Here is an 18,771-nt window from a genome sequence, read left to right on the forward strand (position 1 = left end):
GCAGTCACAGCCGCCGCGCGTGAAGGCCCCCTTCCCTCAGCTGAGCCGAGGAAACTCGACCTTCACGTACTTGCCACAACCGGAATTAAATCGGTTGCGTGGCCCGAAGGGGTCGGGGATGATCGTCCGCGATCCGGCAGGGAGCCGGTGGATGCGACTGGGAGGTGCCTCGTGCTGATGACTGTCCGGGGCCTTGGCCGCCCCCATCCACTCGCCCCTCGCGGCTGAGCGCGGAGCCACGACGCTCGCCCGGTGGGGCATCCCTGATCTAGGAGAACCCACCAGTGCGCAAGCACGATCTCGAAGAGTCTTACGAACAACGTCCTCGCCGCACCCGTCGTGCCCGTTTCGACGACGAACCCGAACCCACCCGAGGCGGACGGCTCACCGAAGCCGAACGTGTCCGCCTCGCCCGGTTGCGGGAGGACGCCTACACCGAGACCGCCATCCCCGACGGTGCCGACCGCTGGAGCACCTGGGGAGAAGCGGAGCAAGGACCGCTGCCGCGCCCGGACTGGGTGATCACCGAGCTGGCCGCGGTCGACACCGAACTCGGCATCCTCAAAACCGGCAAGGAGGCGGACGTCCATCTCGTCCGGCGCAACCTGCCCGGCACCGAAGGCACCGTGCTCGCCGCCAAGCGGTATCGCAGCGGCGAGCACCGGCTGTTCCATCGTGACGCCGGCTATCTCGAAGGCAGGCGGATGCGGCGTTCGCGGGAGATGCGGGCGATGGAGTCGCGCAGCAGCTTCGGCCGCAACCTGATCGCCGAACAATGGGCCGTGGCCGAGTTCGGCGCGCTGAGCAGGCTCTGGTCGGTCGGCGCACCCGTGCCGTACCCGGTGCAGCGCGACGGCACCGAACTGCTGCTGGAATTCCTCGGCGAGGGCGAGACGGCCGCGCCGCGGCTGGCACAGGTCCGGCCGGAGCCCGACCAGTTGCGGGAACTGTGGTTCCAGACCTCGGCGATGCTGGAACTGCTGGCGTCGCAGGGGCTCGCGCACGGTGACCTCTCGGCGTACAACCTGCTCGTGCACCACGACCGGATCATGGTGATCGACCTCCCCCAGGTGGTCGACATCGTGGCCAATCCCGGCGGGCTGGAGTTCCTCGCGCGTGACGTGCGGAACATCGCGACGTGGTTCCACTCGCGCGGATTGCCGGAGCGGCTCACGGCGGTGCCGGAACTGATCGAGGAGTTGCAGGAGATCGCCGGGCTCCGCTGACCGTCCACAGTGTCTCGAAGGGGTCTTTCCCGGCACGATCACGCCGGGGAAGACCCCGCGGTGGAGACCCTGCCCACAATCGGTCCCTCCAGTTGGGAGGCCGGATAACGGTCCGGTACAGTAGTCACAGACCGCAACCGGCGGCGTGGATGAGTTGGTGTCCGTCGCCTCCAAAGCCAACCGAATGGCTCGCGGTATCCGTATCAATCCATTGGCGCGCGGTGTCACGCAGACGCGGTGTGCCGGGTTCGTCCCTGTGAACGCCCATCTGTGCACACCATCTTGCCCTGCCTGCGTGCGGGCAGCCCGGGCCTCCTTGCGACGTGCCACGTCCGAGAGGCATTTGTGACAGTCACGTTCAACTCCGGCCACGTCTCACCGTCGGCGCGTCAGCACCGCAAGCCGCGCACCCGCCCCGCGGGTGACGCGATGCTGCGCGAAGACGCCGTCGAGACGGTCAAGGCGAAGACCTGGGCGGAACTCGGCCTCCCCGACCCGCTGCTGCGGGCGCTGGCCGACGCCGGTATCACCTCCCCGTTCCCGATCCAGTCGGCGACCATCCCGGACGCGCTCGCCGGTCGTGACGTGCTCGGCCGCGCCCAGACCGGTTCCGGCAAGACCCTGGCCTTCGGCCTCGCGATGCTGACCCGGCTCAACGGCGGCCGCGCCCGGCCGAAGCACCCCCGCGCGCTGATCCTGGTCCCGACCCGCGAGCTGGCCATGCAGGTGGCCGACTCGCTGACCCCGCTGGCCAAGGCCCTCGGCCTGTGGTGCCGCACCGCCGTCGGCGGGATGGCCTTCACCCGCCAGGCCGACGCGCTTTCCCGCGGCGTCGACCTGCTGATCGCCACCCCCGGCCGGCTGTCGGACCACGTCCGCCAGGGCACCGCGTCGCTGTCCGACGTCAACTTCGTCGCTCTCGACGAGGCCGACCAGATGGCCGACATGGGCTTCATGCCGCAGGTCCGCGAGATCCTCGACCTGACCCCGGCCCGCGGCCAGCGCCTGCTGTTCTCGGCCACCCTCGACGGTGACGTCGACCGGCTGGTCCGCGCGTACCTGACCGACCCGGTCACGCACTCGGTCGCCCCGTCGACCGCGAGCGTCACCACCATGGACCACCACGTGTTCCAGGTGTCGCACCAGGACAAGCAGGACATCATCACCGAGATCGGCGCCCGTGAGGGCCGTACGATCATGTTCGTCCGCACCAAGCACCACGTGGACCGCCTGACCGAGCGTCTGCGCGAGAAGGGCGTCCACGCGGCCGCCCTGCACGGCGGCAAGACCCAGGGCCAGCGCAACCGCGTCCTCGCGGACTTCAAGGAGGGCTACGCGCCCGTCCTCGTCGCCACGGACGTCGCCGCGCGCGGTATCCACGTCGACGACATCTCGCTGGTGCTGCACGTCGACCCGGCCGCCGACCACAAGGACTACCTGCACCGCGCCGGCCGCACCGCGCGCGCCGGGGCGTCCGGTGTCGTGGTCACGCTGGTCACCCACGACCAGCGCCGCATGGTGCGCCGGATGACCGACCGCGCCGGCGTCCGCGCCGAGCAGACCACCATCCGCCCGGGTGACGCCGAGCTCGCCCGCATCACCGGTGCGAAGCAGCCCAGCGGCGAGCCGGTCGTGGAGCGCCGTCGTGAGTCCCCGCGTCGTGGCGGCGGCCGCGGCTACCAGGGTTCGCGCGAGGGTCACGGTCACCGCGAAGGCGGCCGCCCCGGTGGCTTCCGCGGCCGCCCGCGTCGTGGCGAGGGCGGTGGCGGCAACGGCCGTCCGCAGCGTCCGGGCGGACGCCCGCGTCGCAGCTACGACAGCTGAAGTGACTGAAGCCGGTTCCTCCGGCGGCTAGTGCCATGAACGGTCCGTTCCTTGCAANNCGGACCGTTCATTGCGTTCGGAGTGGGGACCACCACGTCCATCGGGAAACGGCGGATGGGAGACTGCGGGACGTGACTTCTCCCGGCCCCGCCTCCCAGAACCTCCCGCCCGACCAGGTCTTCGACTGGCTCGACGTGGAGGCTGAGAAGCGGGCCGAGGCCGGGCTGGTGCGCAAGCTGCGCATCCGGCAGGCGCAGGAGCCGGAGCTGGACCTCGCCGGAAACGACTACCTCGGGCTCGCCAGGGACAAGCGCGTCGCCGGTGCGGCGGCCGCAGCCGCGTTGCGCTGGGGCGCGGGGGCGACCGGCTCTCGGCTCGTCACCGGCACCACCGAAGTCCACGCCGAACTCGAACACGAACTCGCCCGCTTCTGCGGGACGCAGGCCGCGCTGGTCTTCTCCTCCGGGTTCACCGCGAACCTCGGCGCCGTCACGGCCCTGTCCGGCGCGGATTCCGCGATCGTCACGGACAAGTACATCCACGCCTCGCTGATCGAGGGCTGCCGCCTGTCCCGGTCGGACATCGCCGCCGTCGCGCACAGCGAGCCGAACGCCTTCAAGCACGCGCTGGCGACCCGACGTAAACCGCGTGCCCTCGTCGTCACCGATTCCGTGTTCTCCGTCGACGGCGACATCGCCCCCTTGGAGCAGCTCGCCGGTGTCTGCCGGGAGCACGGCGCGTCGCTGCTCGTCGACGACGCGCACGGCTTCGGCGTCCTTGGCGAGGGTGGCCGCGGTGCCGTCCACGCGGCGGGGCTCTCCGGCGCACCGGACGTCGTCACCACGATCACGCTGTCGAAATCCCTTGGGGCACAAGGCGGAGCGGTGCTCGGGCCACGTCGCGTGATCAGGCACCTCGTGGACACCGCGCGCAGTTTCATCTTCGACACCGGGCTCGCGCCCGCCAGTGCCGCCGCCGCGCTCGCCGCCCTCACCGCGCTGAAGGCCGAGCCGGAGCTGGCCACCAAGGTCACCGAAGCCGCGGGAAACCTTGCGATGCAACTGAAATCGGCCGGTTTCCGGGTCGGTCTCCCGGACGCCGCGGTGATCTCGGTGCAGGCGCCGTCGCCGGAGGCCGCCGTCGCGTGGGCGGCCGCCTGCGCGGATCAGGGTGTGCGCGTCGGCTGCTTCCGGCCGCCGTCCGTGCCCGACGGCATCTCCCGCCTGCGCCTGACCGCGCGGGCCGACCTCACCGAGGCCGACGTGGACCGCGCGGTCGGGGTGATCACGGCTGCGGCGCCTCCCGGCGCCACATCGTGAGGTGCGGGATCCCGTCTTCCATGAACTCCTCGCCCTCGACGACGAAGCCGTACTTGGCGTAGAACTTCGTCGCGTACGTCTGCGCGTCGAGGACGCACGGCGCGTCCCCGATCCCCGCGAGGGCGGTCTCCATCAGCCGTCCCGCGAGCCCCTTGCCGCGTGAGCGGACGGCCGTGCACACCCGGCCGATGCGGAAGGTGCCGCCGGCGTCCTGCAACACCCGCAGATACGAGTCGACGGCGACGGAACCGCCGATCCAGAGGTGCCGCGTGCCGGGCAGGAGGTCGCGTCCGTCGATCTCGTGATAGGCGCAGTCCTGCTCGACGACGAACACGTCCACGCGCAGGCGGAGGATGCCGTGCAGCTGCGCGGCGGTGATCTCGTCACCGGCGACGGACAGCGGGAACGACGAGGTCTCGATGATCGGGGTGTCGGTGCTCACGTCCACTTGTTAGCACATCGGGCGTGCAGAAGGCACCGATCAGCCGATCAGGCCCCGGTTCTTCTGCTGGGAGATCTCGTTCGCGAAGTGGGATACGCGGGTGTACACGCCGGGTTTGCCCGCCTTCGCGCAGCCTTCACCGAACGACACGATCCCGATCAGCGTGTCGCCGACCATGAGCGGTCCGCCCGAGTCGCCCTGGCAAGCGTCGACACCGCCTTCGGGGTAGCCCGCGCACACCATGTCGCTCGGGTCGTAGCCCGAGTACGCGGTGCGGCAGGTCTTGTCGCTGACCACCGGGACGACCGCGCTGCGCAGGTATTCCGATCGCGCGCCGCCGTCGGCGACCCGGCCCCAGCCGAGGACAGTCGCCTTCGTGCCTTCCTCGTACAGGTCGGCGTTGCCGTTGTCCGCAACCTTCGCGGGCCGGTACGGCAGCTGACCGCTGACCGTCATCACCGCGATGTCGTCGCCCTTGCCGGGATCGCCGCTGTAGTCGGGGCTGACCCAGATTTTCGAGACACGCAGCTCGACGCCGTCCCGCGAACGCTTGTTGTCCCGCCCGGCCACCACCCGGACGTCGGCGCGTTTGACCGCGACCGCGCAGTGCGCCGCCGTCGCGACCGTCGTGGAGCTGACGATCACCGCGCCGCAGTACTGGTTGCCGCTCCGGTCGGCCAGGTAGACCGCGTACGGGTACTGCGAGACCGAAGCCTTGCCACCGCCCACGATCCGCGGCTGGGCGGCCTGCTCCGGGCCGCTCACCGCGCTGTCGTCCGCCGACGCGCTGTTGACCGCGACCGGCACCATCACCGCCGTCGCGAGGACCGCTCCGACCGCGAGCAGCAGCGTGCGACGTGACTTCTTGGGCATGTTCTGTCCCTTCACCGGGGCGTACGTACGGTCAAACCCTGGGAAGTCATTCGACTCCAGCGCGTACACAAGCGATCGCGAATACCCTAATCGGAGAAAGCCCGATGCGGTGTCACTGAAACGGGTGGAACTGTGCTCACCGAACGCATCTGTCATCCTGGACGTCGTGCGGGCTACGGCGACGGTTCTGGCGGCTGCGGCCCTTTTGCTCTCCTCGTGTTCGAGCCCCGTGCCGCCCGGCCCCGTCCCCTCCCGTCCCGCGGAAACCTCTTCCGCCGCAACGACTCCGGCCACGTCGGCCCCGCCGCCGGCACCGGTCTGGCAGGTCGGCGCGAAGCCGCTTCCCTTGCGCCGTGACGGTTTCGGGCGGATCCTCCCGACTCCTCCCGTGCTGGCGAACCGTTCCCTGCCGACCACCGACCTGCTTCCCCCGCCCGCCGGGAACCGGTTCGCGGGCACGGTGAATCCCGTCCCCGCCGAGGTTCTCGCGCGCAGCACCTGGCAGGCGGGGTGCCCGGTCACGGCGGGCGAACTGCGTTATCTCACGTTGTCGTTCTGGGGTTTCGACGGCCGCGCGCACACCGGGGAAATGCTCGTGAACGCGTCGGTCTCGAACGCCGTCGTCACCGTGTTCGGGCGGTTGTTCGCCGCGAAGTTCCCGATCGAGGAAATGCGCGTGACCGCTCCCGCCGAGCTCACCGCTCCCCCGACGGGTGACGGGAACAACACCACGGCCTTCGTCTGCCGTCCGGCCCGCGGCCTGACGAACTGGTCGGCGCACGCCTACGGCCTCGCGATCGACGTCGACCCGTTCTGCAACCCGTACACCAAAGGCGACGTCGTCGTGCCCGAGCTCGCGTCGGCGTACCTCGACCGGGGAAACCGGCGGCCGGGGATGATCACCGCCGGAGACCCGACGGTGGCCGCCTTCGCCGCGATCGGCTGGACCTGGGGCGGCTCCTGGACGACGCCGACGGACCGGATGCACTTCAGCTCCACCGGCCGCTAGCCCGGGAACAACCGGCCGCCGTGACAAGTTGGCTAGAGTCGGAACCACCCCCGCTCCCGCCGCAAAGGAAGACAGCGTGCCCCACTACGACCTGGTGATCGTCGGTACCGGATCGGGCAACTCGATCCTCGACCCGCGTTTCGCGGACTGGAACACGGCGATCGTGGAGAAGGGCACGTTCGGCGGCACCTGCCTGAACGTGGGCTGCATCCCGACGAAGATGTTCGTGCACGCCGCCAACGTCGCGGCCACCCCCGCCACGTCGTCGAAGTTCGGCGTCGACGAGGAGCTGACCGGGGTCCGCTGGCGCGACGTGCGCGACCGGATCTTCGGCCGGATCGACCCGATCGCCGAGGGCGGACGCGAATACCGCGTCGGGCACGAGGACAACAAGAACGTCACCGTGTACGAGGGCGAAGGCCGCTTCACCGGGCACAAGGAGCTGCGGGTCAGCTACCCCGACGGCCGCCCCGCCGAGACGATCACCGCCGACAAGTTCGTGCTCGCCGCCGGCGGGCGGCCGGTGATCCCGGACATCCCCGGCCTCGCCGACACCGGCTACCACACCTCCGACACGGTGATGCGGCTCGACGAGCTGCCGTCGAGCATCGTGATCCTCGGCGGCGGGTACATCGCGGCCGAGTTCGCGCACGTCTTCGCCTCGTTCGGGGTGAACGTGACCGTGGTCAACCGCTCCGGCGCGCTGCTGCGTTCCGAGGACGACGACGTCAGCGCCCGGTTCACCGAGCTGGCCGCGCAGCGGTTCGACGTCCGGCTCGACCGCAAGACCGTCCGCGCGCGCAAGACCGCGTCGGGTGTCGCGCTGGACCTCGAAGGCCCGCAGGGCGCCGAGACCGTCGAGGCCGACGTGCTGCTGGTCGCGACCGGCCGCACGCCGAACTCCGACCTCCTGGACGTCGCCGCCACCGGTGTGACCACGGGCGAGCGCGGGCACGTCGTGGTCGACGAGTACCAGCAGACCGTGGTCGACGGGATCTACGCGCTCGGCGACATCTCGTCGGTCTTCGAGCTGAAGCACGTCGCGAACCACGAGCAGCGCGTGGTGCAGCACAACCTGCTGCACCCGGACGAGCGGATCGAAGCCGACCACCGGTTCGTCCCGCACGCGGTGTTCACCTCGCCGCAGGTCGCCTCCGTCGGGCTGACCGAACGCGAGGCGCGCGAGCGTGGCGTGTCGTACGTGACGTCGCATCAGGACTACGCCGGTATCGCCTACGGCTGGGCGATGGAGGACACCACCGGCTTCGCGAAGCTGCTCGCCGACCCCGCCACCGGGCAGCTGCTGGGCGCGCACATCATCGGCCCGCAGGCGTCTTCGGTGATCCAGCCGCTGATCCAGGCGATGAGCTTCGGGCTCGACGCGAAGAGCATGGCGCGCGGGCAGTACTGGATCCACCCGGCGATGCCGGAACTGGTCGAGAACGCGCTGCTGAACCTGCCCCTGGACTGACCCGCCGCATTTAGTCCTCTGAACGCGTTCGCAGACGACGGCGGCAGACCGTTCGTGGCCGCTCAGTGAGCACGTCGCGAAAGCCACTTTCGCAACGTTGAAGGTTGCGAAAGTGGCTTTCACAACCCTGCCGCCCTTGCCGTCCCCGGCATTCAGTCCTCTAAATGCGTTCTCAGACGACGCGGTCGCAGGAGCGGGCCCCGTTCCGCGCCGCGAGCGCGCTCACCGCGTTCATCTCGGTGTCCGAGGCACCCATCAAGGCGGCCGAGCGGGCCCCATCCCCTGAAAACCGCTCGGCTGCCTCGACGTAGCGGCGGATCGCCACCAAGAACTCCTCCCGCGCCGTCGCCGCCCCTCCCGGCACCGCGCGGACCCCCGTCGCCCCCTTGAGGACGTCCTTGGCGTCGTCCACCTTCACCGCGACGTAGTGCTGCCACTTGCGCAGCTCCGTCGCGGTCTCCCCCTCCGGATCCGGCCAGTAGCGCTGGATCTCGGCGCCACTGTCCTTCCACACCTGCACGCACACCCGGTCCACGGCGCGGTAGAACTCCAGCGACGAGATCGCCGCGGGCGTCCGCTCCGGCACCACGGCGACGCACACCGCGGCGAAACACGCCAGCGCCGTCCCGTACGCCAGTCCCTCGACCACGCCGACCCCCAGAACCGAGTTTTTGAACAGGTTCAACTCACTCAGGCTATGGCTCCGCCCCGGGACGGGTCAAGAAGTTTTTTGAACGCGTTCAGACGAACCGGCGACGGCCCGCGAAGGCACCGAAGGTCATCTGCGCGGCGAAGACCGCGAGCATCATGATCCAGGGCACGGTCCAACCGTGCGTGAGATCGTGAAGCAGCCCGAAGAGGAACGGCCCGACGGCCGCCATCAGGTAACCGATGCCCTGCGCCATCCCCGACAGCCGCGCGGTGTCCTCGCCGGTGCGCGCCCGCAGCGCGATCACCGTCAGCGCGAGCGAGAACACGCTCATCCCGAGCCCGATGAGGAGGCACCAGAGCAGCGGCGAGGCGGCGGGCGCGACCATCATGCCGACCATGCCGACGAAGCCGGGAACGCCCAGCCCGACGATCCACGGGCTCTGGCTCTTGTGCCGGGCGGCCATCGGCGCCACGACGAGACTGATCGGGACGGCGATGAGCGAGATCAGCCCGAGCAGCAGCCCGGAATCCCCCTTGCTCACCCCCGCGTCGATCATCACCTCCGGCAGCCAGCCCATCACGACGTAGGCCAAAAAGGCCTGAGTGCCGAAGAAAAGCGTGACCATCCACGCAAGGGGGCTACGCAGGAGCGAACGCCCGCTACCCTGCTTGCCTGCCTCGGCAACGGGCGCACGTCCCGCACCGCGGGCTGCGAGAATCCAGACGAGGAGTGCGAGCACCGCCAGTACCGACCAGGCGCCGAGACCTTGGCGCCAGCCGCCGAACGCGTTCTCCAAGGGAGGGGTGAGCGCGGACCCCAGGGCGCCCCCGCCCTGCAGAGCGGCGGTGTACACGCCGGTCATCATGCCGACACGTGCCGGGAAGGAGTCCTTGATGACGACCGGGATCAGTACGTTCGCCAAGGCGATTCCCGCCGTGGCGACCAGGGTTCCCCCTAGCACGACGTACGGTCCGTCGATCACGCGCAGCACCAGGCCGACGGCCAGCACCGAAAGCGCGGACGCGATGGCCGCGCCGATCCCGAATCGGCGGGCCAGCAGCGGTGCGGCGAGGCCGGCGGCGGCGAAACAGAGGCCGGGGAGCGTGGTGAGCACGCCTGCCCAGGTCGCCGTGGCGCCGAGGTCGTCGCGCATCTCGCCGAGCATGGGGCCGATGCTGGTGATCGCGGGCCGCAGATTGAGTGCCACCAGGATCACCGCGACACCGAGCAGGACACCACCGGTGATCACTCCCGGCCGCCACTCCGTTTCGATCGAGCCTTCGAGTTCAAGGCTTTCGTCGAACGGGGCCACGGATTCTCGAGAGTCGACACGCACGTCGGCTAGTATCACATACATAGGATGATTGGATGAAGGGACAACGCTGTGCCATTGGCCACCACGCGCCGTGCCGGCCTGGTCGATCAGGTCATCGAGCAGCTGCGTGACGCCGTCACGCAGGGAGAATGGCCCATCGGTCAGCGGATTCCGACGGAACCCGAGCTGGCCGGGCAACTCGGCGTCGGGCGCAACACCGTCCGCGAGGCCGTTCGCGCGCTCGCGCACACGGGGCTGCTCGAGGTCCGCCAGGGCGACGGAACCTACGTGCGGGCGACGAGCGAGGTCTCGGGCGCCATCCGGCGGCTCTGCGGGTCCGAACTGCGCGAGGTGCTGCAGGTGCGGCGCATCCTCGAGGTCGAGGGCGCCCGGCTCGCGGCCGTGTCGCGGACCGAGGAGGAGGTCGTCGAGCTGCGGTCCCTGCTCGAACGCCGCAACGCCGAGCTGCGCGACGGCCATTGGGAGGACTTCGCCCGCCTCGACGCGGAGTTCCACTTCGCCGTCGTCCAAAGTGGACATAACACCCTGCTGACCGAGATGTACCGCGGGCTCACCGAGGTGATCACGGCCAGCGTGGCCGCCACGTCGAACGTGACGCCGGGCCGGGAGTACCTCCCGGAGATAGGGCACGAAGGCCTCGCCGAGGCCATCGCCGACCGCGACGCCGACCGGGCCGCCACCGAGGCGTGCGGTTTCCTGGACGAACTCCTGGCCAGGGTGGAGCAGGACGAGAGCTGACCCTTCAGCGCGTGAAGGCCCCTTTCNNGAAAGGGGCCTTCACGCGCTGCGAGCCGCTTAGGGCAGGGTCAGGATCTCGGCGCCGTCCTCGGTCACCACGAGGGTGTGCTCGAACTGGGCCGTCCACTTCTTGTCCTTGGTGGTGACGGTCCAGTCGTCGGCCCAGATGTCGTAGTCGATGGTGCCGAGGGTGATCATCGGCTCGATCGTGAAGGTCATGCCCTGCTCGATCACCGTCTCGACGGACGGCTCCTCGTAGTGCAGGACGGTCGGCGCGGTGTGGAACGCCGGCCCGACACCATGTCCGGTGAAGTCCCGCACGACCCCGTAGCCGAACCGCTTCGCGTAGGACTCGATGACCCGGCCGATGACGTTGAGCTGCCTGCCGGGGCGGACGGCCTTGATGGCGCGCATGGTCGCCTCACGCGTGCGCTCGACCAGCAGCCGCGCCTCCTCCGAGACGTCACCCGCCAGGAACGTCGCGTTGGTGTCGCCGTGGACGCCGCCGATGAACGCGGTGACGTCGATGTTGCAGATGTCGCCGTCCTCGATCACCGTCGAATCCGGGATGCCGTGGCAGATCACCTCGTTGAGCGAGGTGCAGCACGACTTCGGGAACGCGCGGTAGCCGAGCGTCGAGGGGTACGCGTGGTTGTCCAGGAGGAACTCGTGGATCACCTTGTCGATGTCGTCGGTGGTCGCGCCGGGTTTGACGGCCTTGCCACCCTCCTCCAGCGCCTGCGCCGCGATCCGGCTCGCGACCCGCATCGCCTCGATCACCTCGGGTGTGCGGACCCCGTTGCCCGTGTCGCGTTTCGGTGCCGGCCGGTCGACGTACTCGGGACGGGCGATGCTTGCGGGGACGACTCGCCGCGGCGTCTGGACGCCGGGCTTCAAGGGGGATCGAACGGACATGAGCCCAGCCTACGACCTGGCGGCTAACCGAGCCCCGCCAGGAAGCGCTGGGCGGCCTCGACCGCGGGCCTGGACGTCCCCGCGTCGGTCGTCAGCACCGCGAAGGCCAGGTCCCCGGTGTAGCCGACGAACCAGCCGTGCGAATGCGTGCCGTCGCCGAACTGGGCCGTCCCGGTCTTGCCCCGGACGTCCGGCAAGGGCTTGAGCAGTGTCGCCGTGCCGTCGGTGACGACCTCGCGCATCATCCCGCGCAGCGCGTCGAGCACCTCCGGCTTGATCGGTTTGCCGAGCCCGGACGAGGTGGTGGCCATCCCCCGCACCAGCGTCGGCACCGGGACCTTGCCCGACTGGACCGTGGCGGTGGCGACCGCCAGGCCGAACGGGCTCGCCACGACGGTCCCCTGGCCGAACCCGTTCTCCGCGCGCTGCGCGACGGTGTTCGCCGGCGGCGACGAACCGGTGATCGTGGTCAGGCCGGGGATGACGAAGTCGGCGCCGATGCCGAGATCGCGTGCGGCGTCGGTCAGCGCGGCGGGAGGCAGGTCTGTCGAGAGCTTCGCGAACGTCGTGTTGCAGGACTTGGCGAACGCCGTGGAGAGCGGGACCACGCCGAGGGCGAACTTGCCCTCGTTCGGCACCGTCCGGTTCTCGAAGGTGGCCGTGCCGGGGCAATCCACCGGGCTGTCCGCCCGCACCGTGCCCGCGGACAGCGCCGCGACGGCGGTGGCCATCTTGAACGTGGAGCCCGGCGGGAAACGGCCGGTGAGCGCGATCGCGCCCTGCGGGTCCGCCGTGGCGTTCTGCGCCACCGCCAGCAGTTCGCCGGTCGACGGCTGGATCGCGACCAGCGCGGACGGCGTCGGGACCGGGGCGAGCGCCCGCTCCGCCGCCCCCTGCGCCTTCACGCTGAGCGTGCTGACGACCGCGGGCGCCGGTTTGGGGTGTTCGGAGTGCAGGTCGACGATCTCGCCACCGCCCGTGTCGAGCGTGACGACGCGCCAGCCCGCCGAGCCCTCCACCTGGTCCTCGACGAGCGACCGGAGCGCGGGCAGCACCTGCTTGCCGAAGTTCTTGTCGTCCGGCAGCAGCCTTTCCTGCTGGCTGAACCGGACCCCGGGCAGGTCGTAGATCTCGGGTTTCACCTCTTGGTAGCTGTTCGCCCGCAGGCTCACCACCGGATAGCCGGAGCCGGGTTTGAGCGCCTTCACGCCGTCGCGGATCGACTGGCCGGTCACCGACGCCTCGAACCGGTTGAGCGCCGCGCCGAGTTTGTCGGTGACGGCCACCAGGTCGCCCGCCTTCGCCGGGTCGAGCACGACGCTGACGACCGTCTGCGGGCGCAGCAACGGCACCCCGTCGCGGTCCAGCACCGGCGCCAGATCCGGCGGGTCCGCCTTCAGCGCGATGCTCTGCTGCGCGGCCAGCTGCGGATGGAGCGCGGTGGGCAGCCAGCGCACCTTCCAGCCGTCCTGCGTGGAATGGACCTGAGCGTCGGCCTTGTAGGTCCAGACCCGGCCGCGCGGCAGGTTCCAGGTGAGCTGATAGGTCGCCGTCCCGTTGTCCGCGCCGGACGCGTGCCGGACCTGCTTGTCCACGATCTTGATCGACTCGGGGGAAAGCGCCTTCCGCGCCATCTCCAGCGACTCGTGCGCGGCGTCGGGCGAATCGGTGAAGGAGGCCGCGGCGGCGACGTCACCGGACGAGAGCCCGCCGAGGAAACCCGTGATGGCGTCTTCGGGCCCGGAATCGGCGAAGAGCCCGCACCCGGCGGCCGAGAGGCCCACCATCCCCGCGAGCACGACGACGGCGACACGACGACCTGCAGGCATGCCCCGGATCCTGCCAGCCCGGGCACCTTCCACCCGGATGCAACGCCGATCTAGAACAGAACCGTCGCGTACTGCCCGACCTGCTGGAAGCCGATCTTGCGATAGGCGGCGAGCGCCGGGCTGTTGTAGGCGTTGACGTACAGGCTGGCCGTGCGGCCCATCCCGCGGACGAGCCTGGTCACCACGGACGCCGTCCCGGCGGTGCCGAGACCGCCGCCGCGGCGTTCCGGATGCACCCAGACCCCCTGGATCTGGCCGACTGTGGAGGACATCGCGCCGATCTCGGCCTTGAAGACGACCTCGCCGTCTTCGAACCGCGCGAACGCCCGGCCGCCGGCGATCAGCTCCGCGACGCGGGCGCGATATCCGGCGCCACCGTCACCGTTGCGGGGGTCGACGCCGACCTCCTCGACGAACATGGCGATCGCGGCCGGGAGATAGCGGTCGAGCTCCTCCGGGCGCACCGCGCGGACCAGCGGATCGGCGGCGACGGACGGAATCCCGTCGAGCGCGAGCAACGGCTGGTCGTGCCGGACCTCCCTGGCGGGGCCCCATTCCGGCTCGAGCTCGTCCCACAGCCCCAGCACCTGCTCGGCCGGGCCGACCAGCGACGAGCAGCTCCGCTGACGGCGCAGGGCACGATCGGCGAAGGAACGCAGAGCGGAGGCGTTGCCGCGCAACGGGATCAGGTTCGGCCCGGAGAAGCACAGCCCTTGGAGCCTGCCCGCCCGCACCGGACGGGAATCGGCGGCCCAGAGCTCGCCACCGAGCCGCCAGGGGTCGAGACCCGCCGTCTCCACCCTGGCACTGACCATGCAGCTGCCGACCGGGTCTGTGGCGAGCGCGGCACGGACCGCGGGATAGTCCCGATCATCGAGCAGCCGTGCACCTGCAAGCCGCAACACCACTCCAGAGTGCCAGATCAGCGGCGTAAACGGAACGCAAGCTTGACGACACGCTGAGAGAACTTCGGCAGGTCGGGGCCACCAGATGCAAGGAACGGTCCTTTCCTCGCAAAATTTGCGAGGAAAGGACCGTTCCTAGCGTGGTCTCGACCAGTCAGCCGACCGTGACGGTGGGCTCTCCCTCACCGATCGTCTGGCCCGACTCCTCGGCGATCCGCATGGCCTCTTCGATCAGCGTCTCGACGATCGCGTGCTCCGGCACGGTCTTGATGACCTCGCCCTTGACGAAGATCTGGCCCTTGCCGTTACCCGACGCGACACCGAGGTCGGCCTCGCGCGCTTCGCCGGGGCCGTTGACGACGCAGCCCATGACCGCGACGCGCAGCGGGACCTCCATGCCCTCGAGCCCGGCGGTGACCTGCTCGGCGAGCGTGTAGACGTCCACCTGCGCGCGGCCGCACGAGGGGCAGGAGACGATCTCGAGCTTGCGCTCCTTGAGGTTCAGCGACTGCAGGATCTGGATCCCGACCTTGACCTCTTCCACCGGCGGCGCCGACAGCGAAACGCGGATCGTGTCGCCGATGCCCTGTCGCAGCAGCGCGCCGAACGCGACGGCCGACTTGATGGTGCCCTGGAACGCCGGGCCGGCCTCGGTGACCCCGAGGTGCAGCGGGTAGTCGCACTGCTCGGCGAGGATCTCGTACGCGCGCACCATGACCACCGGATCGTTGTGCTTCACGGAGATCTTCACGTCGTAGAAGTCGTGCTCGGCGAACAGCGACGCCTCCCACAGCGCGGACTCGGCCAGCGCCTCCGGGGTCGCCTTGCCGTACTTGTCCATGATCCGCTTGTCCAGCGAACCCGCGTTGACGCCGATCCGGATCGGGGTGCCGTGGTCCTTCGCGGCCTTCGCGATCTCCTTGACCTGGTCGTCGAACTTGCGGATGTTGCCCGGGTTCACCCGGACCGCCGCGCAGCCCGCCTCGATCGCGGCGAAGACGTACTTCGGCTGGAAGTGGATGTCGGCGATCACCGGGATCTGCGACTTCTTCGCGATCGCGGGCAGCGCCTCGGCGTCGTCGGCCGAAGGGCACGCGACGCGCACGATGTCACAGCCCGCAGCGGTGAGCTCGGCGATCTGCTGCAGCGTCGCGTTGACGTCGGAAGTGAGCGTGGTGGTCATCGACTGCACCGAAATCGGGTGCTCGCTGCCGACGCCCACCGGCCCGACCTGCAGCTGTCGGGTCTTGCGACGCTCGGAGAGGACGGGAGGAGGAAGCGCTGGCATACCAAGAGCGACAGTCACGCCGTCAAGCGTACCTACCCCGATCGGCGGACATCCACGACGTCAGCCGTCACGGTGAGCAGCGTTACCTGGGCAGCCCAATGATGCTGACAGCGCGCTCCGTCGCCACCCTCCCGCGTCACTGGAACAGCTTGACCGGGTTCACGATGTCGGCGGTGACGGTGAGCAGAGTCACCGCGCCGCCGATGAAGACGAGCACCATCGTGACCGCGGACAGCTTCGTGTAGTCGACCGGTCCGCCCGCCGCCTTACCTCGCAGCTTTCGGATCCAGTCACGGACCCGCTCGTACCAGACGACCGCGATGTGCCCGCCGTCGAGCGGGAGCAGCGGCAGCAGGTTGAACACGCCGATGAAGAAGTTCAGGCTCGCCAGCAGGAGCACGAAGATCTCCCACAGGCCGCGCTCTGCGGCCTCGCCACCGATCCGGCTGGCGCCGACGACGCTGACCGGAGTGTTCGGGTCGCGCTCGCCGCCGAAGATGGACTCCACCACCGCGGGGATCCGCGAGGGGAATTCGATCAGCCGCTTGCCGGTCTCGGCGAACATCGTGCCGGTGAAGTCGAGTGTCGCCCCTACCGCGTCGACCGGGCCGTAGGTCGCCACCAGCGTCTTCGGGACCGGCGAGGCGCCGATCATGCCGACTTCCTTGACCGTGGTCTTGTCGGAAAGCAGGCGCTGCACGCGGGGCACGTCGACGGTCAAGTTCACCCGCTGCCCACCACGCTCGACCACGAACGGCGTCGGGCCGCCGGCGACCTGGACGGCCGCGAGCACGTCGGTCCAGGTCGGCGTCGGCTTGCCGGCGACAGACACGATCTTGTCACCGGATTGGATCCCGGCGGTCTTCGCGGGGGTCGGCGCGCCCGCCGGGCAGGTCGTGTCGTTGAGCTGCTCCAGGGTGGTGGCCGAACGGGCGCAGGCGGTGGCGCTGATCACCGGCTCGGTCGGGGCGTTCGCCGCTTCCGGGTTCGGCAGGCCCATGGTGACGGCCATCAGGTACAGGATGACGAAACCGAGGATGAAGTGCATCGCCGAACCCGCCGACATGACGACGGTGCGCTTCCAGGTCTTGAAGCGCCACATCGCGCGCTTCGACTCTTCCGGGGTGACCTCGTCGAGCGCGGTCATGCCCGCGATGTCGCAGAACCCGCCGAGCGGGATCCACTTCACGCCGTACTCGGTCTCACCGCGGCGGAAGGAGAAGATCGTCGGCCCGAAGCCGATGAAGTAGCGCCGGACCTTCATGCCGAAGGCCTTGGCCGCCCACATGTGACCGGCTTCGTGCAGGGCGACGGACAGGCAGATACCCAGCGCGAACAGCACGATCCCGAGAATGAACCAGAGCACGCGCTACTTCCCCTTACCGATCAGCGCACCGGCACGCGCGCGAGCCCAGCGCTCGGCAGCTAGTACGTCATCCACGTCGCGAGGTTCACGACGCCATTCGTCGGCGGCTTCCACCACCTGGGCAATAGTGTCCACAATCGAGGTGAAGCCGGTGTTCTGTGCCAGGAAGGCGGCCACCAGCTCCTCGTTCGCCGCGTTGTAGACCGCCGGGACGCAACCGCCCACGGTCCCGGCGTGCCTCGCCAGCTCGACGGCCGGGAACGCCTCGTTGTCCAACGGCTCGAAAGTCCAGCTCGCGGGCTTGTCCCAGACGCACGCGGCCGCGGCGCCGGGTACGCGATCCGGCCAGTGCAGCGCCAGCGCGATCGGCAGCCGCATGTCGGGCGGGCTGGCCTGGGCGATCGTCGAACCGTCCACGAAGGTCACCATCGAGTGGATGATCGACTGCGGGTGGACGACCACGTCGATGCGGTCGGTCTCGATGTCGAACAGGAGCTTCGCCTCGATCAGCTCCAGTCCCTTGTTGACCAAAGTGGACGAATTGATCGTGATGAGCGGGCCCATGGACCAGGTCGGATGCGCCATCGCCTGCTCGACTGTGACGTCGGCCAACTCCGCGCGCTTACGCCCGCGGAACGGCCCGCCGGAGGCGGTGAGCACCAGCCGGGCGACCTCGGACTCTCGGCCGGCGCGCAGGGCCTGCGCGATCGCGGAGTGCTCGGAGTCCACCGGGACGATCTGGCCCGGCTTGGCCGCGGCCAGCACGAGCGGCCCGCCCGCGATCAGCGACTCCTTGTTGGCCAGCGCCAGCGTGGCGCCGGTGGCGAGCGCGCGCAGGGTCGGCGGGAGCCCCTGGGAGCCGGGGAGCGCGTTGAGCACGACGTCGACGGGGGTGGCGTCGATCATCTCGACGACCGCGTCGGCCCCGGCGAAGATGCGCGGGAGCTTGAAGTCGCCGCTGGAGTAGCCGCGCTTCTGCGCCTCGGCGTACAACGCGAGCTGGAGGTCTTCCACGGCCGTCGGCCTGCTGATGGCGACGGCGTCGACCTGGTGCGCCAGGGCCTGCGCGGCCAGCGCGGCGGGGTCGGAGCCGCCCGCGGCGATCCCGGCGACCCGGAACAGCTCCGGGTTGCGGGCCGCGACGTCGAGGGCCTGGGCGCCGACCGATCCGGTCGAACCGAGCACGAGCACACTTCGCGAGGTAGTCATCGGGGCTCATTGTCGCTTGGGGCCCGTCGGGCGCGTGCAGCCAGGTGTGGGATCATTCGCGGGCAAGCGAACCATCGGGTTTTGAGGAGTTGATCGTGGCGAGCAAAGCGGTCGAAAAGCGCGGCCGGGTGGGCGTCGACACCGTCGACCCGCGCGACGAGCCGTCGGCCGAGTGGGGCTGGCACGGTTCCTTCCCGAAGGCGACGCGGATCGCGGGCTGGCTGAGTGCGATCATCCTGCTGGTGATGCTGTACGGCAACCACCACGGCTGGACCGAGAACCTGTGGCTGATCGGCCTGTCGCTGCTGATGATGTTCGGGCTGGTGCTCGACATCCGCAAGCAGCGCACGGCCTGGCGCAAGTAGGTCC

General features: G+C 69.8%; 17 protein-coding genes. 7 read left to right on the plus strand and 10 right to left on the minus strand.

Translation table 11 applies throughout. The features are described from left to right. The first annotated feature begins 284 nt into the window (after window positions 1-284). From AVR91_RS08630 to AVR91_RS08640, 3 genes are all read left to right on the plus strand, one after another. Window positions 285-1,226 carry a serine protein kinase RIO gene (locus AVR91_RS08630; protein ID WP_063270789.1) on the plus strand — a complete coding sequence of 314 codons (942 nt, stop codon included), beginning with the start codon at window positions 285-287 and terminating at the stop codon, window positions 1,224-1,226. Window positions 1,227-1,571: 345 nt separating this feature from the next. Next, on the plus strand, window positions 1,572-3,050 hold the full coding sequence (locus AVR91_RS08635) for a DEAD/DEAH box helicase (RefSeq protein ID WP_063270788.1): 1,479 nt from the start codon (window positions 1,572-1,574) through the stop codon (window positions 3,048-3,050). A gap of 131 nt (window positions 3,051-3,181) precedes the next feature. Next, window positions 3,182-4,369 (plus strand): 8-amino-7-oxononanoate synthase, encoded by a 1,188-nt coding sequence (locus AVR91_RS08640; protein WP_063270787.1) that lies wholly within the window; start codon window positions 3,182-3,184, stop codon window positions 4,367-4,369. On the opposite strand, the gene AVR91_RS08645 is transcribed toward AVR91_RS08640, so the two are convergent. After that, complete coding sequence (locus AVR91_RS08645) at window positions 4,335-4,817, minus strand: GNAT family N-acetyltransferase (RefSeq protein ID WP_063270786.1); 483 nt, start codon at window positions 4,815-4,817, stop codon at window positions 4,335-4,337. The two genes, AVR91_RS08640 and AVR91_RS08645, sit on opposite strands and share 35 nt — an antisense overlap. Before the next feature lie 33 nt (window positions 4,818-4,850). After that, window positions 4,851-5,684, minus strand: a complete 834-nt coding sequence (locus AVR91_RS08650) for a S1 family peptidase (protein ID WP_063270793.1) — start codon at window positions 5,682-5,684, stop codon at window positions 4,851-4,853. Between the two features lie 346 nt (window positions 5,685-6,030). Between AVR91_RS08650 and AVR91_RS08655 the strand changes: the two genes are divergently transcribed. Then, the gene (locus tag AVR91_RS08655; protein ID WP_063270785.1) at window positions 6,031-6,693 is read left to right on the plus strand and encodes a M15 family metallopeptidase; all 663 of its coding nucleotides are present in this window, start codon (window positions 6,031-6,033) and stop codon (window positions 6,691-6,693) included. Between the two features lie 76 nt (window positions 6,694-6,769). Next, on the plus strand, window positions 6,770-8,164 hold the full coding sequence (locus AVR91_RS08660) for a mycothione reductase (RefSeq protein ID WP_063270784.1): 1,395 nt from the start codon (window positions 6,770-6,772) through the stop codon (window positions 8,162-8,164). A 172-nt stretch (window positions 8,165-8,336) separates the two neighbouring features. On the opposite strand, the gene AVR91_RS08665 is transcribed toward AVR91_RS08660, so the two are convergent. Further along, window positions 8,337-8,849 carry a hypothetical protein gene (locus AVR91_RS08665; protein WP_228709160.1) on the minus strand — a complete coding sequence of 171 codons (513 nt, stop codon included), beginning with the start codon at window positions 8,847-8,849 and terminating at the stop codon, window positions 8,337-8,339. Between the two features lie 55 nt (window positions 8,850-8,904). Then, window positions 8,905-10,152: a CynX/NimT family MFS transporter gene (locus AVR91_RS08670; protein ID WP_052120832.1), complete on the minus strand. Its 1,248-nt coding sequence runs from the start codon at window positions 10,150-10,152 to the stop codon at window positions 8,905-8,907. Window positions 10,153-10,200: 48 nt separating this feature from the next. Here AVR91_RS08670 and AVR91_RS08675 point away from each other — a divergent pair, with 48 nt between their 5' ends. After that, entirely contained in the window at window positions 10,201-10,890 is a 690-nt protein-coding gene (locus AVR91_RS08675) for a FadR/GntR family transcriptional regulator (protein WP_063270783.1), read from the plus strand. A 57-nt stretch (window positions 10,891-10,947) separates the two neighbouring features. Here AVR91_RS08675 and map read toward each other — a convergent pair whose 3' ends face one another. The 6 genes from map to dxr form a co-directional block, all read right to left on the minus strand. Continuing rightward, on the minus strand, window positions 10,948-11,805 hold the full coding sequence (gene map, locus AVR91_RS08680) for a type I methionyl aminopeptidase (protein ID WP_063270782.1): 858 nt from the start codon (window positions 11,803-11,805) through the stop codon (window positions 10,948-10,950). A gap of 23 nt (window positions 11,806-11,828) precedes the next feature. Continuing rightward, a complete protein-coding gene (locus AVR91_RS08685; protein WP_063270781.1) occupies window positions 11,829-13,634 on the minus strand; it encodes a penicillin-binding transpeptidase domain-containing protein in 1,806 nt (601 codons plus the stop codon). Window positions 13,635-13,684: 50 nt separating this feature from the next. Next, complete coding sequence (locus AVR91_RS08690; protein WP_043848294.1) at window positions 13,685-14,539, minus strand: GNAT family N-acetyltransferase; 855 nt, start codon at window positions 14,537-14,539, stop codon at window positions 13,685-13,687. Between the two features lie 154 nt (window positions 14,540-14,693). Further along, window positions 14,694-15,845: a flavodoxin-dependent (E)-4-hydroxy-3-methylbut-2-enyl-diphosphate synthase gene (gene ispG / locus AVR91_RS08695; RefSeq protein ID WP_073849032.1), complete on the minus strand. Its 1,152-nt coding sequence runs from the start codon at window positions 15,843-15,845 to the stop codon at window positions 14,694-14,696. A gap of 118 nt (window positions 15,846-15,963) precedes the next feature. Beyond that, the gene (locus AVR91_RS08700) at window positions 15,964-17,193 is read right to left on the minus strand and encodes a M50 family metallopeptidase (RefSeq protein ID WP_063270780.1); all 1,230 of its coding nucleotides are present in this window, start codon (window positions 17,191-17,193) and stop codon (window positions 15,964-15,966) included. A gap of 3 nt (window positions 17,194-17,196) precedes the next feature. Further along, window positions 17,197-18,402 (minus strand): 1-deoxy-D-xylulose-5-phosphate reductoisomerase, encoded by a 1,206-nt coding sequence (gene dxr, locus AVR91_RS08705; protein ID WP_063270779.1) that lies wholly within the window; start codon window positions 18,400-18,402, stop codon window positions 17,197-17,199. A 95-nt stretch (window positions 18,403-18,497) separates the two neighbouring features. Here dxr and AVR91_RS08710 point away from each other — a divergent pair, with 95 nt between their 5' ends. Beyond that, complete coding sequence (locus tag AVR91_RS08710) at window positions 18,498-18,767, plus strand: DUF2631 domain-containing protein (RefSeq protein ID WP_037342353.1); 270 nt, start codon at window positions 18,498-18,500, stop codon at window positions 18,765-18,767. The last annotated feature ends 4 nt before the right edge of the window (window positions 18,768-18,771 follow it).

Origin of the sequence: Amycolatopsis keratiniphila subsp. keratiniphila (genome assembly GCF_001620365.2) — a bacterium.
Lineage (GTDB): Bacteria > Actinomycetota > Actinomycetes > Mycobacteriales > Pseudonocardiaceae > Amycolatopsis > Amycolatopsis keratiniphila.